Below are 20,088 nucleotides of genomic sequence, written 5' to 3'. Positions count from 1 at the left end.
GCGTGCAGGACAATGCATCGATCATCCCGGATCCGGCACTTGTCCGCTCTGACCCGCTGCCTGCAGGAGGAAGCCACCGCCATCGCCTCAGCGGCGGAACGACTGAGCAGCGAGCAGGTGGAAGCGGCGCTGACCCTGTTGGAACGCTGTGCCGATCGCAAAGCCAAGCTCGTGATCACGGGCGTGGGCAAGAGCGGCATCGTGGCCCGCAAGATCGCCGCCACCTTTTCCTCGATCGGGCTGATGGCCCTGTTCCTCAACCCACTGGATGCCCTGCACGGGGATCTCGGAGTGGTGGCACCGGAGGACGTCTGTCTGCTGCTCTCCAACAGCGGCGAAACCGCTGAGCTGCTGGAGGTGCTGCCCCATCTGAAGCGACGCGGCACCGGCCGGATCGCCATCGTCGGACGGGCGGAATCCTCCCTCGCCCGCGGCAGCGATGTGGTTCTGGAAGCCGGCGTCGATCGGGAGGTCTGCCCCCTGAATCTGGCGCCCACCGCCAGCACGGCCGTGGCGATGGCGATCGGTGATGCGCTGGCGGCGGTCTGGATGGAACGACGCGGCATTTCACCGGCGGACTTCGCGCTGAATCACCCGGCCGGATCGCTGGGCAAACAACTCACTCTGACGGCGGCCGACCTGATGGTTCCGGCCTCGAAACTGCATGCCTTGAAGCCCGAGACGCCTCTGCCTGAGGTGATCGGTGGCCTCACCCGCGATGGCATCGGCTGCGGCTGGGTGGAGCGCTCGGATCAGAGCGGTGCCCTGGTGGGGATCATCACCGACGGTGATCTGCGCCGCGCACTGCAGGATCACAGCACAGAGGGCTGGAGCCGCCTGACGGCCGCTGATCTGATGACCGCGGATCCGATCACGGTGGAAGGGGACGTGCTGGTGGTTCATGCCCTGGAATGCATGGAGCGGAACCGCCGCAAACCGATCTCGGTTCTGCCTGTGGTGAATTCGGATCAGGAGATGCAGGGACTCCTGCGCCTTCACGATCTCGTGCAGGCGGGTCTGGCGTGAGCCCTTGGCGCTGGTGGTGGCTGCAACGCCGGCTGCGCGACGTGCAGCTGCTCGTGCTCGATGTGGATGGCGTCCTCACCGATGGAGGTCTCTGGTTCTCAGCCGACGGGCAGTTGATCAAACGCTTCGATGTGCGGGATGGTCTCGGCATCCGGCTTCTGCAGACAGCGGGATTGGAGATCGCCTTCCTCAGCGGTGGTCAGGGAGGGGCCACAGAGGTGCGTGCCCGTCAGCTGGGCATTCGCCACTGCCTGGTGGGGATCAAGGACAAACCGATGGCACTCAGTGCCCTGCAACGGCAGCTGGAGGTGAGCCAGGCTCAGACCGCCTTTCTCGGGGATGACCTCAACGATCTGGCGGTGCGTCCGGTGGTCGGGCTGCTGTTCGCCCCGGCCGATGCCTGCCGACCGGTGCGGCGCGGGGCTGATGCCGTGCTGCACCACCGTGGGGGGCACGGAGCCGTTCGCGAACTGGCGGAACGACTGCTCCAGGCCCGAGGTCGCTGGCAGATGCTCAGCCGCAAGGGCTGGCGGGATCGCAACGACTAGGCGGAAGCCGCCATCTGGCGGGCCTGCTCCAGTTGATCGGCGGTATCCACCGACAGGGAGGTGCCACTCACCTCGAAACTGGCGATCGTGTGCCCCGCCTCGATCAGGCGCAACTGTTCCAGACGTTCGAGATCCTCCAGTGGCGATGCGGGCAGCTGATCCCATGCCGCCAGCACATCCCCGCGGAAGCCGTACATCCCGACATGCCCCCAGTAGGTGGCATGTCGGTGCCAATCGGCAGGGTCCACATCGCGCACGTGCGGAATGGCCGAGCGGGAGAAATACAGCGCTCGGCCGTCATGGGCGAGCAGGGTCTTGACCACATTCGGGTTGTGAATCGTCTCCGGATGCAGCCGATACACCGGGGTCACAACGGCAGGCACGGGATTGAGACGACCGAACTCCGTAACCATCCCCTCGATCACCGCCGGATCGATGAAGGGCTGGTCGCCCTGCACGTTGATGATGGCCGTCTCATCCGCCACAGGGGCCTGATCCCCCCAGGCCAGGGCCATCAGCTGCTCGGCCACCGACGCGATCCGCTCGCTGCCGGAACTGCAGTGCTCCGAGGTCATCAAGGCAGGGAAGCCGAGTCCCTCCGCCAGATCACGCAGCTGATCGCTATCGGTGCACAGCACAACAGTTGCCACACCGGATGCCTCCCGACAGCGCTCCAGCACCCGCTGGATCATCGGCTTGCCGCCGATGTCCGCCATCACCTTGTTGGGCAGCCGGGATGACTGCAGACGGGCCGGAACGGCCACCAGGCTGCGTTGAATCGTCATTAGTCCCAGAGCTTCATGGCGTCATCGCGGGCGCTGAACCACTCCGCCGCCAGCGGCCCTCCCATCGTGCGCTGTTCGCGGAACCAGGGGCCCCCCAGAGTCCAGTGCAGCATCGGCGAGGCCTCCTGGGAATCGGGCGGAACCTGCACATCCACCAGGTGGTTCCAGCCTCCGGTGATTGCTCCGATCTCGTGGTCACCCTCCAGCCAGTGGAAGCGATGCAGTTCCAGACCGGTGGCGGAGTTGACGTAATCAACGGTGAGCTTGGTGCAGCGGTTGCAGTTCAGCAGCATCAGTGAACTCCAGTTCTTCTTGGGGTAGGCGCTCTGGACCTCACCGAGAAATTTCACGGTTTCCCCTGGAACATGCTCGTGCTGAACGCACATGGCGCCAAAGCTGTCATCCCGCTGATCCCAGAGCCCCTTGATGTCAGCCCGGCAGAGCATGTCGCAGTCCATGAACAGGGCCCAGCCCTGATACCCCATCAGATGGGGCACCAAGAAGCGGGTAAAGGAAAAGGCCGTGCTCTGCTTGGGATCCCGTTCTCTCCGGTACAGACCCTGGGCCTCCAGCTGCGGAGTCACCAGCGGCGTGATCGCCAGCGGCACACTGCTGTGCTGGTACAGGCTGTCGATCAGGACGTTGGTCGCCGCCCGTTCCCGCGGGTCGTAGCCGATGAACACAGGGATCGGCTGACTGGCGGAGGACACGGACCGTCGGAGGCTGGGCTGGAGGTTAATCGGTGCCTGAAACAGGTTCGATCGGAGCCAACCGCGGATCCAGGATCTTGGGTCCCATCCCAGCGAACTTCACGGCGATCGAGACCTTTTCACCACTGCCGAAGGTGTGGGTGACCTCACCGATTCCGAAGCTGGCATGGCTGACCCGGTCGCCCACACACCAGCTGCGGCCAGGGGCTGGACCGGCCTGACGGCGGCGCACCGCATTGGCTGGAGCGGAGGCCGGTGGATCCCGATCAACCCGGGTAAGCCGCTCCAACCGGCGTTCCCGCCGCAGCGCGGCACCTCCTGACTGGGGAATATCTCCCTGAATCAGCGCTTCCGGCAGCTCCGAGAGAAAAACCGACGGCACTGCGGCCTCCCGCATCCCACCCCAGAGCCGCCGTTCACTGGCGTGGGAAAGAAACAGCCGCTCCTTGGCCCGGGTGATGCCCACGTAACAGAGACGCCGCTCCTCTTCAAGAGAAGCGGGATCATCGAGCGATCGGTAACTGGGGAACAGCCCCTGTTCCAGCCCCACCAGGAAGACCACGGGAAATTCCAGGCCCTTGCTGCTGTGCAGGGTCATCAGGGTGACCCGATCCGCCGCGGTGTCCTTGCTGTCCGCATCACTGGAGAGAGCGGCGGTGGCCAGAAAACCCTCCAGGTCGCCCTCATCGTTCTCTTCCTGATACTGCAGCGCCGCATTCACCAGTTCCTGAAGGTTGCGGCGTCGTTCCTCCGCCTCATCGGTGGCTTCTGTGATCAATTCAGCGACGTACCCGCTCTTCTCCATCACCTGCTGAATCAGCTCGGACGGAGCAGCGTCCTGCACCCGCAGCCGCAGATCATTGAGCAGTTCGCAGAACTGCAGCAACCCCTTGGCTGAACGGCCACCCAGGGAGCGAACCGCTTCGGCATCGCTCACCACATCCCAAAGGGGAATCCCCAGCTGATTGGCAGCATCGGTGAGGCGTTGGATCGTGGTCTTGCCGATGCCGCGCTTCGGCACATTGATCACGCGCAGCAGGCTGACGGTGTCCGCCGGATTCACCAACAGTCGGAGATAGGCCAGAAGGTCCTTGATCTCTCGCCGGTCATAGAAACGCAGACCACCCACCACGATGTAAGGGATGCCCCAGCGCACCAGGGATTCCTCGATCGCACGCGACTGGGCATTGGTGCGATAAAGCACCGCCATGTCTCCCCAGCTGAGTTCGGGATTCGCAGCCTCCATCATCCGAATCCGGTGCACCACGGCCTCGGCTTCGGCGATCTCGTCGTCACAACGCGTGAGGGTGATCAATTCGCCCTCGCCCCGGGTGGGGCGCAACACCTTGTCGATGCGTTCGCTGTTATTAGAAATCAGGGCATTGGCCGCCTCCAGGATCGTGGCAGTGGAGCGGTAGTTCTCCTCCAGCTTCACCATCGTGTGCGTGGTGTCATCCGGAGCTTGATCGCCGAAATCGTCCTGGAAGCCCATCAGAATCGTGAAATCAGCAGCCCGGAAGCTGTAGATGCTCTGATCGGCATCTCCCACCACGAACACGGAGCGTCCGCTCCAGTCCTCCACGCTCTGCGGATCCCGCCCGTCGGTCACCAGCAGCTTGATCAGGTCGTACTGGGTGCGGTTGGTGTCCTGGTATTCATCCACCAGCACATGTCTGAAGCGGCGGTGCCAGTAGCTGCGCACCTGTTCGTTCTGCTGGAGCAGCTGCACCGGAAGCAACAGCAGATCATCAAAGTCAAGGGCGTTGTTGGCCGCCAGAGCCTTTCGATAACGCCGGTACACGTCCGCGGTGAGCTTGCCGCGCTGCCCTTCCGCATGGGCCTCCAGCTGATCGGGAAGCCAGCCCTGATTCTTGGCGTTACTGATGGCCCATCGGGTCTTCTTCGGCTCAAAACGCTTGGGATCCAGTTGCAGCTCCTGGGTGACGATCTCCTTCACCAGGCTCTGAGCATCAGCCTCGTCGTAGATCGAGAACTGACGGGTCCAGGTGAGCCCCTCACTGTCCTTGAACTTGTCGATGTCGAAGCGAAGCATCCGCGCGAAGAGCGCGTGAAAGGTGCCGATCCAGAGCTCCTTGGTGACCTCCCGGTAGATACGCGAGCGCAGCTGACGCTGCTCCACCGGCGGCAGCGTGCTCCATGGCTGACCGAACTGACTCTGAGCCAGCCGCTGAGCCAGCAACAGCTCCAACCGCTCCTTCATCTCCCGTGCCGCCTTGTTGGTGAAGGTGACCGCGAGAACCTGAGCTGGATCCACTCCGTGGGCACCGATCAGATGCGCGATGCGATGGGTCAGCGCACGGGTCTTGCCGCTTCCGGCTCCAGCCACAACCAGTAAGGGCCCTTCGTGGTGATCCACCGCCCGTCGCTGGGCGTCGTTGAGTCCTGCAAGAAAGCTCATTGGTACAACTCAAAAACGAAGACGGCCGAAGGACGAAGGCAGACATTGACTTGCTATCGCAACACCAAGAACACTCATGCATACAAAAGCCAGGGGAATCATAGGCTCGGAATATCTCGGGATGAAATGGCTCAAAAAAGCATAGAAAAGAAAGTATCCCGCCGGGATGATCGAGATGGCCAGCCAGATAAATTTCTTCTGGACGATCCCAAGAACAACAGCAACAAACATTGATGCATAAGCAAAGAAATTAAGACCTGTTCCCAGCCAGTATTTAACTTTCGCAAATGACCACAGACCACGCCAGGCCATCGGGACAGAGACGAGAATGTGTTGCAGAGGATTTTCACGAATTCGCTTCAAGGCAACAGCCTGCTTCTCGTCTCGCAGGAGGCCCATGGAGCCCGGCAAGGCGCGCTTGCCAATCTGATAAAACGAACGCACATCCTGATACCGATTTTCTTCAAGCGCAAGTCGATCACACGGAAGATTACGATTAAACCGGTCTAACGCATAGCCACACTCAAAATCATTTTCCGACAGTGACATTGAAGGCCCGAGAACATGATCACGAACAATGACAGGCGCGTAGGCATAAAATGAGTTTCTGTATTCCTCAGGAGTCATTGTATTAAACGAAGAGCGGATCAACAGCACGTCGCCGCCACCCTGAGCGATCACTGGCCGATTGAAATGCCGCGAATTTCTCACGACCCAAGGCAGCACCGCCAAAGCAAAGCCGAGCGAGATCAATGCAAAAGTTCGCAGGAAATATGGAGCCTTACAATGCAAATAAAAGGCCAAAACAGGAATTGCCACCAACGCAACATAGGCACCGCTTGCCTTGGTCAGCACCAGGAGCCCAAAGCCCAATCCAGAGGCCATGAGCCAACGCCCTTGCCCTTGCTGATGAGCGAGCACAAGCAACAGCGAGACCCACACGAGGCAGGCGGATGCGGGCAACTCCGTATTCAGATCATTGATTTCAAATTGAATAAAATAGCGATCTACAAAGAAAAACAAAACCAAAGATAAGCCGTCCGCAATGAATTCAGGCCGAATCAAACGGCGTAACAGGATCCACAAGCCCCCCAACAAGACAGCCACATAACTCACATTAACTCCTTTGGCAATGCGCAGAAAATCCTGATCCTGATGCGCTTGGGTGAAGTCCATCCCAGGCACAAACCAGGACGAAATCAAAAGATGAATTGCCAGCAGAACATTGGGGAATGGCTCTCTCCGGAAGCCATGCTCAGGAATGCCCTCAAAGACTCCTTCTCCATAAACCCCATGACCGACAAGGTTCAAGGCAGACTGAAGGTTCTGACCAGCATCGCTACCGATCTCATCACCATTGATGCCATGAGCACTGTGAAACAAAATCCACAGAAATCCGGCCAATGCCATCAAGGCGGAGATCCTGTTGAATGAAGTGAAGGCCATCCTGCGCAAAACAGGGCGAAGGGAAGAGACGACTTGCTTTGGCATTTGCACATCCATGCCTTCATCGCAACTATAGTGCTAAGGCTTTGGACAACGCAGAGTTGCAGCCTATAATTTGCCAAGAAAGATAACTTACGATGAAGAGCACTAGCATTGTTATCCCCTGCTTCAACGAATCGAGGGCGATCGAGTCAACAATACGAGATATTTTTAGCCATTTAAAGAAGCATGAAAACCAATGCACTGATGTCATTATCATCAATGACGGATCAAAGGATGGCTCAAAAGAGCTCTTGGATCAACTTGCTGCAGACCTTCAAAGCGAACCATTCCGCGTCGTCCACCACAGCCGCAATCTTGGCTATGGCGCTGCATTGAAAACTGGAATACGTCGCTCCAATGCAGACCTGATCTGTATCACCGATGCGGACGGAACTTATCCGAATCACAGGATCCCTGAACTAATCACCTCAGCCTTTCAACACGACATGGTGGTAGGTGCACGGACAGGGGAAGACGTTGACTATTCAACCATCAGAAGCATTCCAAAGCTGATTCTGGTGCCATGGGTCTCCTTCCTGTGCGGCAGCAATGTTCCAGACATGAATTCGGGTCTACGCGTGTTCCGCCGCGATCTTGCAATGAAATTCCTGAGCCTGCTACCTGATGGATTCAGCTTCACGACAACAATCACAATTTGCATGCTGCGAAACCGCCACGATGTACTCTTCGTGCCGATCAGCTACACCAAACGCATCGGCAAGAGCCATATCAAACCAATTCGAGACACCGCAAGATTCGTGCAGCTAATTGCACGAACAGGAATGTATTTTGCACCAATGAGACTGCTCACACCTGTGGCGGCATTCTTTGGCGTTCTTTTCGTGCTCAGCAGCGCTCACGACGTATTTATCCTGAACGACCTTACTGATAAAACAATTTTACTTGCCTTCATCACATTGAATGTGATGATGTTTGCTCTACTTGCCGACATGATCGACAAGCGAAGTGCCCATTAAGATCTGGTGATCCGCTGAGGAGCAGTAGGATTCCGCTGAGTAAGGGCAGGTCCATGGGAAAACCCTCCATTCAGCTTGGCGACATCACCTTCGCCAATGACCGCCCGTTTGTGCTACTTGGCGGCGTCAATGTATTGGAGGATCTGGACTTTTCCCTGCACTGCGCTGCCCATTACAAAGATGTTTGCAACCGCCTGAACATCCCGCTGGTGTTCAAGGCCTCTTATGACAAGGCGAATCGCTCATCCATTCATTCGTATCGCGGCCCAGGACTGGACGAGGGACTGAAGATTCTCAAGGCGGTGAAGGACACCCACGGCATTCCTGTGATCACCGATGTGCACACACCGGAACAAGCTCACTTAGCAGCAAATGTCGCTGACATCATTCAATTACCGGCCTTCCTGGCCCGCCAGACTGATCTGGTGCAGGCCATGGCCGAAACCGGTTCAATCATCAACATCAAAAAGCCGCAGTTTCTCAGCCCGGAACAGATGCGGAACATTGTTGAGAAGTTTCGGGAGTGCGGGAACAACCAGTTGCTGATCTGCGAACGCGGTACGAATTTCGGCTACGACAACCTCGTGGTGGACATGCTCGGATTCGGAGTGATGAAGCGCAGCTGCGATGACCTCCCTCTGATCTTCGATGTCACCCACGCCCTCCAGTGCCGTGATCCAGGTGGAGCCGCGTCGGGAGGTCGACGCTCCCAGGTCGTGGATCTTGCCAGAGCAGGCATGGCATTGGGCCTTGCAGGACTGTTTCTTGAGGCGCACCCTGATCCAGGCAAAGCCCGCTGCGATGGTCCGAGTGCCTTGCCACTGAACCTGCTCGAAGCATTTCTGGAGCAGGTGAAAGCCGTGGACGATGTGGTGAAATCCCTGCCCGACCTGCAGATCAATTGATCTGAGCACAATGTTTGGGTCAACGACCGTTCGCTGGCTTGGAGTTCTGTGGCTGGTGTTGATCGGCATTGGACTGTTTGCAATCCTCATCCTGATCCCTTCGGGCACATGGCTGCCTGAGGTGGCCAGTGAAAGCGGCAAACTCTTGCTGAAGCGCTACAACGCGATTTCACATCTTTTTTTCCTCCTGCTTCTCACTGCAACCTGCTTATTTCTGCTTCACAAGGCACAGTCTGAAACCGCCACACAATACCAAACAGAGAAGAATGCAGGAAGCATTAAAAGGATATTGCAATGGGTTAGAAGACACCCTCTCGCATCGGGTTTGTTTGCCTTCTATGCATCTCTGATGCTTCAGCAAGCAAGCTGGTTTTACAAGGAAATCATCAGCTGGTACAAAGATATTCACACTGATCACTTGCTGAACAACTTCGCATTGCGCTGGGAACTCGTCAAAGAAACAATGTTCCGCAATGATTTTCGCTTCTTTCCTCTATCGCACCAGGATCTACACATTCTGAGCTGGCTGACACCCTATGTAAGCATTTGGATGCTGGTGAACGCAGCCGAGCTTGTCACAATCTGCATTCTCAGCGCTAAAACAGCTGGTGAATTAAGCAACAGATCCAACAGGAAAGAGATTCTCCTGGTTTTCAGTATTCTATTTTTGTTTGACACCGCTACAGGGTTTACATTTTTCCAGTTTATTTATAGCGAAAGAATCGTTACTCTTCTGTTTGCAATCTACATCTACTTCTATAGTCACTACTGGAAATCCAAGCGGTCCCGAGATCAATATCTAACAATACTTCCGGCACTGGTCGGCATCTTTTTCAAAGATACAGGCTTCATTCTCTTCACCGTGCCACCAATGTTTGTGTTGCTTGCTGGGTGCAGCGGGGCTCTCGCGGGCAGGCCAAAGCTGTCTAGAAAAACACTGGAAGCCTGGATCAATGCATACAGGCTGGAGATATGTCTCATCAGTTTAATCTTTGTTCTGGCAATTTCGTTCCTGTTTCTAAGTTACATACCAAGCTTCTACCATGGCAATAATGCCTACGACTCCGCTCTTCGATTTTCTCGCTTCGAATCCGATTACAGATTTGGAATCCTGATGCTGACCATGGCGACACGAAGCATCTTGATCCATCTTCGAAAAGTACGATTTTCTCTGCTGGATGCTTTCAATATCGGCGCCTTAGCTTACGCCCTTGGATTGTTCGCCCTTGTGGGGTTTCGCTCCAGCAATTACATGGCACTGCCTGTTCAACTCATCGCGACACTGAACTTGACCATGCTATGGATCTGGGCAACAACACCACTGATTCACAAAGGCGACAATACAAAGCTGATTGGCATTGCAGGAGTCGTAGCAAGCAGTTGTCTGATTGGTATCGAGCATCTTGAAGGAAAAGGCTTTAATCACAGAATCAGCAAGATGAAAGTCGACCAGGAAAGCTGGGTACAAACCTATGATCGGTTGCGCACAATCACAACAAATGCTCGCCAGAATGGAGAAGAGATCAACATCATCTACTCCAAATCATGGTTCAGAAATCGCGGGCCTCTGGAGCGTTTGAATTTCGACCGTCTGATTTATTTTGACCTAGAGGATGATGTATACACTGTCATGGAAGGAGTCGGAAAAGGGTCTTTCTACTCCCCTGTCAAAGGGGACTTACTTGTGAATATTGACACTGGCAAACGCCTGGCAACACATCATATTGACATGACCGCCTACAGGGAAATTTATAATTACAATCCAAATGAGAACAATGGCAAAATCTTCAGGAGAATTCAATGAGAAAGTCAAACCAAACGCGAAAAGTCTTCCTGTTTGGCGTTGGCGCACAAAAGGCAGGCACCTCCTGGCTGCATGAGCAATTACATTGCCGTCAGGACGCAGATTTCGGCTTCTGCAAGGAGTATCACATTCTTGACGCAATAACATTGCCGCAATTTGAACATTTCAGACCCAGACATGCAGCTCCCTGGAAATGGAGAACCTGGCGCCGGCAACGTTTCCTGACGGACAGCTCTCGCTATTTCGACTACTTCAGCCGCTTACTGAAAAAGTCGTCCATTCAACTCACCGGTGACATCACCCCGTCGTACAGCTGCCTTTCGCCCGAAACGATGGCTTGGGTGCGTCAGGAATTTGACCAAAGAAACATCGCCACCCGGGTGGTCTTCCTGATGCGGGATCCAGTGGAGCGAATTCTGTCGCAACAACGGATGAAATTACGCAAACGCGGGGAACTTCAGCCGGACATCGAACGGAATCATTTGCTGCGCACCGCCCATAAACTCAGGCAGCAGTCCAGTCAGCGCAGCGATTATCTGCACACACTCAAGGCATTAAGCCAGGCATTTGCCCCCAAGGATCTATTCATTGAGCTCTACGAACGTCTGTTCACCGAACCCGTTTATGAGCAGCTCTGCCGTCATCTGATGGTTCCATACCAGCAACCGAACTGGAGCCATCGGGTGAACGAAAGTCGCTCCACCACTGATCTGCCGGACGACGTTCTTGCCAGCATCGGTGAAAGCCAGGCTGCGGTGTACCGCGGCGTTGCCGATCAACTGCCGGAGCTTGATCTGTGCCGGCACTGGCCAACGGCTAGCCGCTGGTGCCGCTAGGTGCCAACTACACACAGGACTGGAGAACGTCGTTGGAATACACCAGTTTCCGGTTCAGCCCAGCCACAGCCGGAATCAGCAGAGCCGTGCGAAGCAGCCAGTCGTTGGAGGCCATCCAGGCGGCGTCGTAACGGATCGCCCGCGAGCGAGCCGGATCAAACCGCATCCGATTGCCCGAAAGGATATGGCTTGTGCTGTTAGCTCCGGGCGACAGCATCTGATCGGAATAGGGCAGAGCCAACCAGTCGCACAACAGCTGCAGCGAACGCTCGGGTTGGAGCGCCAGTTCCTCATAGCCCAGACGAAACACAGGCCGGCCGCAGCGCTGCAGAGCCCGATCGAATTTGCGATTCACGTACCACCAACGCAACAAGGTGCGCAGCTCGGAGAACGGCTGCGCTGATGCGCGGGCTGGCTTCAACCGGGAGTGCAGCCAGGAGCGGACGTCACGCACCAGGTGAATCACCCGCACATCCAGTTGATCAGGCATCGCCTGGGGCAGCACCAGTTCATCCTGAAAGGAATCGACGATCACCCGGTGGGGCTCCCCAGTGGCGGACGGCATCGCGCTGGAGAACTGCATCAGCCGCTGCATCTTGTCCGGAAGTGACAGGTGGTCATGCGCCACCAGCCACTCCAAGGCCGGTCCCCAGATCGGGCAGTCCTTGGCAGTGGCCCCACAGGTGCAGAGTCGGTCCTGTCGTTGTGAACCACGCAGCATGGCGGGACCACGTTGTTCTTCACCAGGTTCCGGAGTCTTCAGAATCCGGGCAGCTTCCCCAAGACCCATCACCAGAGGGTGAGCACCAAGAGCAAGATCAAGGATCGTGGTACCGCTGTGGCCCAGGCCGCGGATCAGCAGCAGGGTTGGGGGACGACTCATGACAATGCCCGGGCCGCGGAACTCACCCGCAACAGCAGTTCGGTGACGTCCCGCAAATGATGCTCCACCGTGAAGTGCTGGAGGGCGCGCCTCTGGCCGGCCTCTCCAAGCTTTTGAGCCAGCATCGGTTCTGCGAGCAGGGTCAGCATCGCCTGGGCCATCGCGTCCACGTCTCCCTCCTCCACCAGCAGGCCCGTTCCCCCATCGAGAACCACATCAGGAATCCCGGCATGACGGGTGGCGATCACTGGCAGGCCGCTGAGCTGCGCTTCCATCACAGCCACGGGGCTTCCCTCACTGTCTCCATCCGGGGCCACGATCGAGTGCTGCACGAAGGCACGCACCTGACGCATCCGTTCCGCCACCTGCTCCTGAGAACAGACCCCGGCAAACACCACATTGTTCTGCAGCTGATGCTGAACAACAAACCGCCTCGCTTCTGCAAGCAGCGGGCCCTCTCCCACCATCCATAACTGCGGAAGCGGTGAGACATCGGTTCGCTGCAGACAGAGCTGAAAAGCCCGCAAGGTGAGCAGCGGACCCTTCTTGGCCACGAAGCGACCGACCGCCAGAAGCAGCGGAGGCGATTGACAAGGCTGACTGCCATGAAACAGCGCCGGATTGGCACCGGATGGGCTGATCTGAATCCGCTGCCGTTCAGCACCGAGCTCCTCCAGGCGAAGGGCCATCCGTTCCGATTTCACGATCACGCCACCGGCCAGACGCAGCAGCCGGCGGTAGCGCTCCTCCAACAGCCCGATGCGGTTCCGGGCCGACGCATCGGATCCACGGAAATGCACCACCAGCGGCACACCACTCCAGCGGCAGGCTTCCATCACGCGCACCGCTTCGAAGCCGAATTCCGCCAGCACCACATCCGGGGGATCAAGGCGAATCAACAGCCAGGCCACCCATGCAGCCGGCAATCCGGCGAGTCGCAGCAAACGTAGCCGCGTCAGCAGCTTGCTCAGCAGGATCGCGCTGCCGTACAGACACCGAAGGGGTTGAACGAGGGGGCGCTCGTCCCCGAACCAGGCCTGGATCCGAAACGGAAGTCCCGCCAGGTTGGCGCGGATGAAGGTTTCACTCGCCGCCTGGCGCGTTGGAGCGAACACCATCAGTGCACCCTGAAGAGCCGCCGGCATCACAGAGCTGGGAGGGCGAGCACGGAACGCCAGTGGGGCTCCACCACGCTCCAGTCCAGTGACCGGAGCTTCTCACGGGCGGCATCACCGAGCCGATCCCGCATCCCGCCATCGTCGATCAACTGCTGTAACGCCCTCGCGAACGCGAGGTGGTTTTCGGTGGGCACCACCAAGCCGTTCACGCCATCTCGCACCATCTCCAACGGCCCTGGCGATGCATCACTCACCACCGCGGGGAGTCCGGCCGCCATGGCTTCCAGCAGCGCATTCGGCATCCCCTCGAAACGGGAGGGCAAAGCAAAGATCGAGGCCCGCTGCATGAAGCGGAAAGGATCCGAGCGGAAACCTTCGAACACAACGGAATCACCGATCGCCAGATCCGCGGCCAGCCGGTGCAACCGTTCACGCTCCGGACCATCGCCCACAAGGGTCACGCGCCAACCCTCTCGGAGGGACGGGTCCAGCTCGGCAAAGGCTCTGAGCAGAAGATCCAGGCCTTTCTGCGGCACCAACCTGGCCACCGCAAGAATCTCCTGCTCAGCGCCATGGGCAGGCTCCGCATCCTCGTGAAGCACACCGGCGGGCAGGGGATTGGGCAGCAATTCCAGCCGCTGCCAATCCCCCATCTCCTGCAGAGCCTCCAGCACGCCCTCGGTGTTGGCCGTCACCACATCGGCTCGGCGGTAGTACACACAACGCAGCCAGCGCCAGAAACGATCCATCGATTGCCGTCGGGGATCATTGCGTTCCGACACCACCAGATGAATCGGCAGATCCCAAGCCGCGGCACAGCAAAGAATGTTGGTTTTGCTGAGCAGTGCCAACACCCGCCCCGGTTGCTGCTCAACCAGCAAGTCGCGCAGGCGTGCGTAACGAAGGCCGCCAACGCTTTCCATGCAGCAGGACAACAGCGCGTTGGCCAGTCCACCCCGGCCCGGTTGCAATCGATCATCAACCCAGGGCAAGGCGAGCTGGATGCCGCGCAGCAAAACGACAGTGACGAGCCGAACGATGAATCGCCGCACCTTGATCAGCTGGGCAACGGTGAAGCGCCGCCCGCGTGCCTGCCAGGAACGGTTCTCCACATCCCGCAGCCAGGGATGGAGGGATTTCGGATCTGGATCCATGTCCAGCATGGACACGTTGTCGGGCAGCCGGTGCTTGACCGGATGCTCCGGTCGCAGCGACAGCACCCGAACCTGGAACCCCTGTGCGGCGAAATGTTCTGCTGCGAGCAGGCCGACTTTCTGAGCGCCCCCTGCTCCGAGATGAGGCAGCACCACCCAGAGATCATCCATGGCTCAGTCCCTGAACGGCATCGAGAAACACAGCCCGAAGGTGTCGCTCGCTGAAGCGGTCACGAACGCACATCGCCTGCTCAGCAAACCGGGCGCGCTGCTCCTCACCCCGCAACAGGCTCTCCAACACCTCAATCCAGACGTCTGACGACGCATCAACCGGCAACAACCGCCCGTTCTTGTGATCCTCGATCAGATCGGCCGGACCGGTGGGGCAATCACTGGCAACGCAGGCGCAGCCTGCAGCCATGGCCTCCAGCAGCACATTGGGGAACCCCTCGAATCGCGATGGCAGGAGGAACAAGCTGGCTCTCGCGTACCAATCGGACATGTTGCCCACCGGGCCCGGCAGCAGCAGTCTGCTCTGCCGATCCGAGCCATCCCCAAGCAATTGCCGCAGCCAGGCCTGCTGATCAACGCCCTGATACGGGGTATCCCCCAACCCCAGCACCACCAGATGGAGCTCCGGGATGCGATCGGCCAACCCCCTGAAGACGGGCATCAACCGATCAAAACCCTTCTGATGAGCCTTGGTTCCCGCCGCCAACAGCACAGGGACCTCAGGCGGCAACAGGGCATCTGGGGACAGAGCCGGCTCATGGTTCGGAAGCGGCCAGACCACAGGATTGGGCATCAACTGCTGATGCTCAGCACCGCAATGGCGCCGCAACCAACAGCCGGTTGTGCGGGTTTGCACCAGATGCAGATCAGCCCAGGGATAGGCCAAGCGCCGCAACCATCGCCAGGGCAACGCCGGCGGGCGCGCCGGGGGGTAGTTGCGCTCTGACACCACACAACGAAGTCCCAGTCCACGACAGGCCAACAGCAGCTTCACAGCAGGCAGCACCGTCACCCCCACCGCCACATCAATCGACTCCTGGCGCAGCAGCGAGCGCAACGCCAGCAACCTTGCGGGAAAGGCCCACCAGCCAAGCCGTTCCAGAGCAGGCGAGAGACGAGGCTCCTGACGGCGGACCACACCCTCCGGCACCGGATAGGCATCCCGCTCCGGTCCATGGCGCGTGATCACCACCACCCGCCAACCGGCATCCCGGCACCAGACTGCCCAGCGCAGCAAGGTCCTCTCGGCTCCACCGAGCTTCAGGGAGTCGATGCTGAAGGCGATCGTTCCGGCCACCTGCTGGTTCACGCCGCGGCCTGTCCGCTGAGGGGAGTGAGAAAGCGCCAGGCCTTTTCAGCCCGATCCAGCCGCAGCACCGGGAAATACACCAGCAACACGGGCTCGACGAACAACGAGGCGGGTGGTTTCAGCGTCGCTTGGCCTCCGGGCCAGCGGCAACCTCGCAGACGCTCCAGCATCCAGTCGGCAAAAGAGCGATGGTCCTCCTGGGTTCGTTCCGCAATGGGGTCAAAGCGATCGGCATAACTCGCCGATCGCAAGCGCTCCACCTGCGCGACCACAGCATCCAGACGGCAGCTGTCTCCTGCATGCCAGGCCATCACCGCCGCAATCGCCAGACAACGCATGATGTTGCGGGTCATCCGAATCGCGGTGGTCCGATCAATTGCAAATGGGTCGTAGCGCCGGGCGCACTGCTCAAGCTGCAAGGCGGCTTGGTTGAGGGCGGGATGATCGTGCAACGCCATCAATCCGCGCAGCCTGGTGAGATGAGCCGAGATCAGCAGCTTGGCCCGGTTCACCCGATTCGGCCTCAGGCACTGATAAGTGTCGGAGTCATCGTCCAACGCAGCGATGATGTCATCCAGGGCGTTGCAGCAACGCCGCAGATGGGCTTGATCTTTCTGATCAATCGCCCTGTAGGTGCGCACCACCCGGCAGTAACCGGAAAAGTGGAGCGGCAGCACCGTGCTCGAAGCCAGAGCATCGAACATCGCCAGCTGATCCCCGCGATCACCAGGACGGGAACCGCGGCGGAACAGCAGTTGATGCAGCAGCTCAGCTTCACCGTCCAGCTGCCAGATCTGTTCAATCAGGTGGCGGCCCCTGTCGTGATCGCCTTGAGCCAAGGCTTGGCTGGCCCGAACGCTGAGCAAGGGAATGCTGAACGGCCACCTGCGGAGAAAAGCATCCAGCAGGGGGCTGCTGAGCCGTTGCCATCCCAATCGATCCATGGCCTGAACCGGCAGCAGACCCACCTGGGCAGCGACCCAATCAACCCGCAGCTGTCGCCGCACGCGGTGATACGGCATCGCCTGCGGCGGAGCCGGCTCCTGAGGCAAGAGGCCGTGTCGGCCGAGACAGTGCAGCATCGAGGCCGTGCGCCGCTCATAGGTGAACTGTTCCGCACGAGCCAAGCGTTGCTCCAAAGCCGGAACATCACCTTTCAGCACTGCGGCGATCGACTGTTGAAACGCCGTGGCATCTGGTGGACAGAGCGTGGCCACATCCCCCTGGTCCAAGAGCGACGGAATGGCCGTGGCCACCACAGGACAACCAGCGGCCAGGTATTCGAAGAATTTCATCGGATACATGTGGCGGGTGTAGTCGTTGAGCTGCAGCGGCAGCAGGGCGACATCGGCCAATGCCAGATACCCCGGCAGCTCGGAATAGGGCCTGGGGCCGAGCAGATGCACATGGGAATGGGAAGCCAGGGGCTCCACGTCGGTCGACGGATCCGTTTCACCGACTGGACCAATCAGCACATAGGTCCATTGCGGAGTCGAGGCGATCAGGGCCTCCAGCATCGCCAGATCGAGCTTGTAGGCATCGATGGCGCCGATGAAGATCAGGCAGGGCCCTTGGATCGCGGGGAGATCAGGGGGACGCAGCAGCTCTTGCGAACGGGCCCGTCCGAAATGCTGAGCATCGGCAACATTGCCGAACAGATGCGTCCCGGCATTGAGCGGTGCCAGCTCCTTCTGCAACTCAGGAGCTGTCGTGAACACAGCATTGACGGCACCGCACAGATCCTGTTCTGCGCGTTCAAGCGATTCAGAAGGCATGCCGGGCTGCGCCTGGATGCGATCGACGCAGTGATAGATCGTGGCCTGGAAACGCCCGAGCTTCAGATAAGAGCGCGTGTTCGGGTTGAAGGTCCACAACAGAGGAGTGCGCAGATCCAGACGCCAATCGGCCCAGAACAGCGCAAGACCGAAGCTCCAGCGGTTGAGTCGCCCCGCCATTCCAGTGGTCCGCCCTGGAAGCACCAGTGGCGACACCACCCAGATGCGCTGACGCACCTGCCGGAGAGGATTCAAGCTTCTCAGCAGTCGGCGCAGGATTCGCCTGGCATCAGCCCGACCAGCACGGGCACCGCGAACTCCAAGGGAGTCGATGTAGAGCACTCGATGACCGGCATCCGCCAGCGAAACGGCCAGGTGCTGTTTGTTCGTCCAGAGCGGATGATCCCAGTCCGCTGTGGACAGGAGGATGACATCAGCCATGGCCTTCAGGCGTCATCGAGCATCGCCATCTCACGGAAGCTGGTGGACGTCGCTTTCAACGTTTCGAAATCGCCGTAAGCCCGAATACCTCCGTCTGCGATTTCGTAGATCCGATCGCATTTCTTCACTGTGGACAGGCGATGGGCGATGACCACCATCGTGCAGCGCCGACCCACCAGCTCAAGCGCCTGCATCACGTCGTACTCGGTCTTGTTGTCCAGAGCGCTGGTGGCTTCATCGAGCACCAGCAACTTGGCATTGCGGTAAAACGCTCGGGCCAGAGACAACCGCTGACGCTGTCCACCGGAGAGCTTCATGCCGTTCTCCCCACACATGGTGAACAGCCCATAGGGCATGTCGGCAACAAAATCAGCAAACTGAGCAGCTTTCAAGGCGGCCCACACCTCGTCATCATCGATTTCGTCGGGACTTTCACAGAACGCCACATTTTCACGCACGCTGGCATCCAGCAGACGAATCTGCTGCGGCACAAAAGCACAATTGGACTGCCAGGCAGGCATTTCCTCATCTGACACCGGCAGACCATCGAGCAACAGTTCGCCCGACTCCGGTTTGTACAAACCCAGCAGCAGATGAGCCAGTGTTGTCTTGCCGCTTCCGGTCTTGCCGACCAGCGCAATGCGCGAACCCACAGGAATGGACAGATCCACATTGCGCAGCACCGGTTCACCCGAGAGCCCATAGGAAAAGGTGACGTCGCGCAGCTCGATCAGACGGCGAGGCATGACCCCCTCCGGAGATGGCACGGACGGATCAGCGAGCGAAAGGCGGGTTGGACGCATGCACAGCAGATCAAGGGCATCCTTCACTTCCGGCAGACCACCACGCAGTTTGTTGAGGCTGCGGAACATCGATTGCAGGGGACCTGAAATCCGGAGAAGCACAACCAGCACCGTTGCCAGTTCCGGCATGGCCGCACGCAACTGATCGCTGTCCCCACTCACCAGGGCCGGTGCAAGACCGACCAGGAACAGGATGGTGATGCCGGCTGGCTCGATCAGAAATTTGGGGACATTCGGCAGAAGATTGGCAAGCCGGTCATTGCGCTTGGCGATCGTTCCGTCGCGCATGAAACGGTCGACAAAAAACTGATGCGAGGAATACAACTGAATGTCACGCATCGATCGCAGCGACTCAGAGAAAGTGAGCCGAATCCGACGCGTATAACGCATTTTCTGGCGCAGGAACAGGCGCAGATAAGGCGTGATGATCAGGGAAGCAATCAGATAGGCAATCAACAGAAACACGAAGATTGTGAGTGCCTTGCCACCCAGGGCGATGGCAACACCAATCAACAAAGCCGAAACACTCAACACATTCCCGGAGATGGCGATCATCGGGGAAATCACCGTTGACGTGACTCTGGTGAGGATGCGATTGAATCGCTCCGAGAGAACAGCGGAGCGTTTCTGCGTGAAGAACTCGTAGTTCTGCATCAACAGATTGCCGTACACCTTATTGACCAGATCTGACCAGATATCTGCAGCAAGAAGCGCCTCCAGTAACGCCACCCCGAAGCGCACGGCAGAAGCGAACCAGAACGACGCAATCAGCAGCAGAACGATCCAACCCGCCTGATCCAGAAACCCACCTCCAAAGAAACGGATCCCAGGAATCTGATCCTCCAATTTCGCTCCAGCCAGGAGCCCGACCAGCCTGGCGAGCAGACCCACCAACAGGATGTCAATAACACCCTGGAATAACGATGCAGCGAGAACAATAAGAAGAGACTTCCGCCGTTCCGGTGACAACTCACGAAAAAGAGTGCTCAGTTCTTTCCAGGTCTGGCTCTGCAAAACGGGCATAGAACGAACTGATCTCTTCGCCGAAACGAATCTGCAGGAAATCTCTGACAACTTGATGAGTTAAGCCGTCAG

16 protein-coding genes are annotated in these 20,088 nt (G+C 58.6%); 6 read left to right on the top strand and 10 right to left on the bottom strand.

Annotation, left to right across the window (positions count from 1 at the left end):
* Nucleotides 1-12: 12 nt before the first annotated feature.
* Both KR49_RS09100 and KR49_RS09095 read left to right on the top strand, forming a co-directional pair.
* Nucleotides 13-1,026, top strand: a complete 1,014-nt coding sequence (locus KR49_RS09100; protein WP_173402143.1) for an SIS domain-containing protein — start codon at nt 13-15, stop codon at nt 1,024-1,026.
* Entirely contained in the window at nt 1,023-1,574 is a 552-nt protein-coding gene (locus tag KR49_RS09095; protein ID WP_043694384.1) for an HAD family hydrolase, read from the top strand. Before KR49_RS09100 ends, KR49_RS09095 begins: the two co-directional genes overlap by 4 nt.
* On the opposite strand, the gene kdsB is transcribed toward KR49_RS09095, so the two are convergent.
* The 4 genes from kdsB to KR49_RS09075 are packed head-to-tail and all read right to left on the bottom strand — an operon-like array spanning nt 1,571 to nt 6,991.
* A complete protein-coding gene (kdsB, locus tag KR49_RS09090; RefSeq protein ID WP_043694382.1) occupies nt 1,571-2,359 on the bottom strand; it encodes a 3-deoxy-manno-octulosonate cytidylyltransferase in 789 nt (262 codons plus the stop codon). The genes KR49_RS09095 and kdsB overlap by 4 nt on opposite strands.
* On the bottom strand, nt 2,359-3,069 hold the full coding sequence (locus KR49_RS09085; protein ID WP_043694379.1) for a hypothetical protein: 711 nt from the start codon (nt 3,067-3,069) through the stop codon (nt 2,359-2,361). The genes kdsB and KR49_RS09085 overlap by 1 nt, the downstream gene beginning before the upstream one ends.
* Nucleotides 3,070-3,094: 25 nt before the next feature.
* On the bottom strand, nt 3,095-5,488 hold the full coding sequence (locus KR49_RS09080) for a UvrD-helicase domain-containing protein (protein ID WP_043694377.1): 2,394 nt from the start codon (nt 5,486-5,488) through the stop codon (nt 3,095-3,097).
* Between the two features lie 9 nt (nt 5,489-5,497).
* A complete protein-coding gene (locus KR49_RS09075; protein WP_043694376.1) occupies nt 5,498-6,991 on the bottom strand; it encodes a glycosyltransferase family 39 protein in 1,494 nt (497 codons plus the stop codon).
* A gap of 80 nt (nt 6,992-7,071) precedes the next feature.
* On the opposite strand from KR49_RS09075, the gene KR49_RS09070 reads away from it, so the two are divergent.
* The 4 genes from KR49_RS09070 to KR49_RS09055 are packed head-to-tail and all read left to right on the top strand — an operon-like array spanning nt 7,072 to nt 11,498.
* Nucleotides 7,072-7,953: a glycosyltransferase family 2 protein gene (locus KR49_RS09070; RefSeq protein ID WP_043694374.1), complete on the top strand. Its 882-nt coding sequence runs from the start codon at nt 7,072-7,074 to the stop codon at nt 7,951-7,953.
* Between the two features lie 53 nt (nt 7,954-8,006).
* Nucleotides 8,007-8,858, top strand: coding sequence for a 3-deoxy-8-phosphooctulonate synthase (gene kdsA / locus KR49_RS09065; protein ID WP_043694371.1), 852 nt, complete (start codon nt 8,007-8,009; stop codon nt 8,856-8,858).
* Nucleotides 8,859-8,868: 10 nt separating this feature from the next.
* Entirely contained in the window at nt 8,869-10,662 is a 1,794-nt protein-coding gene (locus tag KR49_RS09060; RefSeq protein ID WP_043694368.1) for a hypothetical protein, read from the top strand.
* A complete protein-coding gene (locus tag KR49_RS09055; protein ID WP_043694365.1) occupies nt 10,659-11,498 on the top strand; it encodes a sulfotransferase family protein in 840 nt (279 codons plus the stop codon). Before KR49_RS09060 ends, KR49_RS09055 begins: the two co-directional genes overlap by 4 nt.
* A 7-nt stretch (nt 11,499-11,505) precedes the next feature.
* Here the strand turns inward: KR49_RS09055 and KR49_RS09050 are convergent, their stop codons facing one another.
* The 6 genes from KR49_RS09050 to KR49_RS09025 are packed head-to-tail and all read right to left on the bottom strand — an operon-like array spanning nt 11,506 to nt 20,016.
* Complete coding sequence (locus tag KR49_RS09050) at nt 11,506-12,381, bottom strand: sulfotransferase (RefSeq protein WP_043694362.1); 876 nt, start codon at nt 12,379-12,381, stop codon at nt 11,506-11,508.
* Nucleotides 12,378-13,526, bottom strand: a complete 1,149-nt coding sequence (locus tag KR49_RS09045) for a glycosyltransferase (protein ID WP_043697231.1) — start codon at nt 13,524-13,526, stop codon at nt 12,378-12,380. The genes KR49_RS09050 and KR49_RS09045 overlap by 4 nt, the downstream gene beginning before the upstream one ends.
* Nucleotides 13,526-14,824, bottom strand: coding sequence for a glycosyltransferase (locus KR49_RS09040; protein ID WP_043694359.1), 1,299 nt, complete (start codon nt 14,822-14,824; stop codon nt 13,526-13,528). The genes KR49_RS09045 and KR49_RS09040 overlap by 1 nt, the downstream gene beginning before the upstream one ends.
* Nucleotides 14,817-15,974: a glycosyltransferase gene (locus KR49_RS09035; RefSeq protein ID WP_253912742.1), complete on the bottom strand. Its 1,158-nt coding sequence runs from the start codon at nt 15,972-15,974 to the stop codon at nt 14,817-14,819. The genes KR49_RS09040 and KR49_RS09035 overlap by 8 nt, the downstream gene beginning before the upstream one ends.
* Nucleotides 15,971-18,190 carry a glycosyltransferase gene (locus tag KR49_RS09030; protein WP_043694354.1) on the bottom strand — a complete coding sequence of 740 codons (2,220 nt, stop codon included), beginning with the start codon at nt 18,188-18,190 and terminating at the stop codon, nt 15,971-15,973. Before KR49_RS09030 ends, KR49_RS09035 begins: the two co-directional genes overlap by 4 nt.
* Nucleotides 18,191-18,195: 5 nt before the next feature.
* Nucleotides 18,196-20,016 (bottom strand): ABC transporter ATP-binding protein, encoded by a 1,821-nt coding sequence (locus KR49_RS09025; RefSeq protein WP_043694351.1) that lies wholly within the window; start codon nt 20,014-20,016, stop codon nt 18,196-18,198.
* Nucleotides 20,017-20,088: the final 72 nt, after the last annotated feature.

Origin of the sequence: Synechococcus sp. KORDI-49 (genome assembly GCF_000737575.1) — a bacterium.
In the GTDB taxonomy this organism is placed as follows: Bacteria; Cyanobacteriota; Cyanobacteriia; order PCC-6307; family Cyanobiaceae; genus Parasynechococcus.
This window is presented reverse-complemented; position numbering and strand designations above follow the sequence as displayed.

Bases quoted from the DNA above. Each gene is read 5' to 3' on its own strand.
- KR49_RS09080 (WP_043694377.1), bottom strand. From the start codon at position 5,488: ATGAGCTTTCTTGCAGGACTCAACGACGCCCAGCGACGGGCGGTGGAT.
- KR49_RS09055 (WP_043694365.1), top strand. From the start codon at position 10,659: ATGAGAAAGTCAAACCAAACGCGAAAAGTCTTCCTGTTTGGCGTTGGC.
- kdsA (WP_043694371.1), top strand. From the start codon at position 8,007: ATGGGAAAACCCTCCATTCAGCTTGGCGACATCACCTTCGCCAATGAC.
- KR49_RS09075 (WP_043694376.1), bottom strand. From the start codon at position 6,991: ATGGATGTGCAAATGCCAAAGCAAGTCGTCTCTTCCCTTCGCCCTGTT.
- KR49_RS09045 (WP_043697231.1), bottom strand. From the start codon at position 13,526: ATGCCGGCGGCTCTTCAGGGTGCACTGATGGTGTTCGCTCCAACGCGC.
- KR49_RS09025 (WP_043694351.1), bottom strand. From the start codon at position 20,016: ATGCCCGTTTTGCAGAGCCAGACCTGGAAAGAACTGAGCACTCTTTTT.
- kdsB (WP_043694382.1), bottom strand. From the start codon at position 2,359: ATGACGATTCAACGCAGCCTGGTGGCCGTTCCGGCCCGTCTGCAGTCA.
- KR49_RS09100 (WP_173402143.1), top strand. From the start codon at position 13: ATGCATCGATCATCCCGGATCCGGCACTTGTCCGCTCTGACCCGCTGC.
- KR49_RS09070 (WP_043694374.1), top strand. From the start codon at position 7,072: ATGAAGAGCACTAGCATTGTTATCCCCTGCTTCAACGAATCGAGGGCG.
- KR49_RS09050 (WP_043694362.1), bottom strand. From the start codon at position 12,381: ATGAGTCGTCCCCCAACCCTGCTGCTGATCCGCGGCCTGGGCCACAGC.
- KR49_RS09040 (WP_043694359.1), bottom strand. From the start codon at position 14,824: ATGGATGATCTCTGGGTGGTGCTGCCTCATCTCGGAGCAGGGGGCGCT.
- KR49_RS09060 (WP_043694368.1), top strand. From the start codon at position 8,869: ATGTTTGGGTCAACGACCGTTCGCTGGCTTGGAGTTCTGTGGCTGGTG.
- KR49_RS09030 (WP_043694354.1), bottom strand. From the start codon at position 18,190: ATGGCTGATGTCATCCTCCTGTCCACAGCGGACTGGGATCATCCGCTC.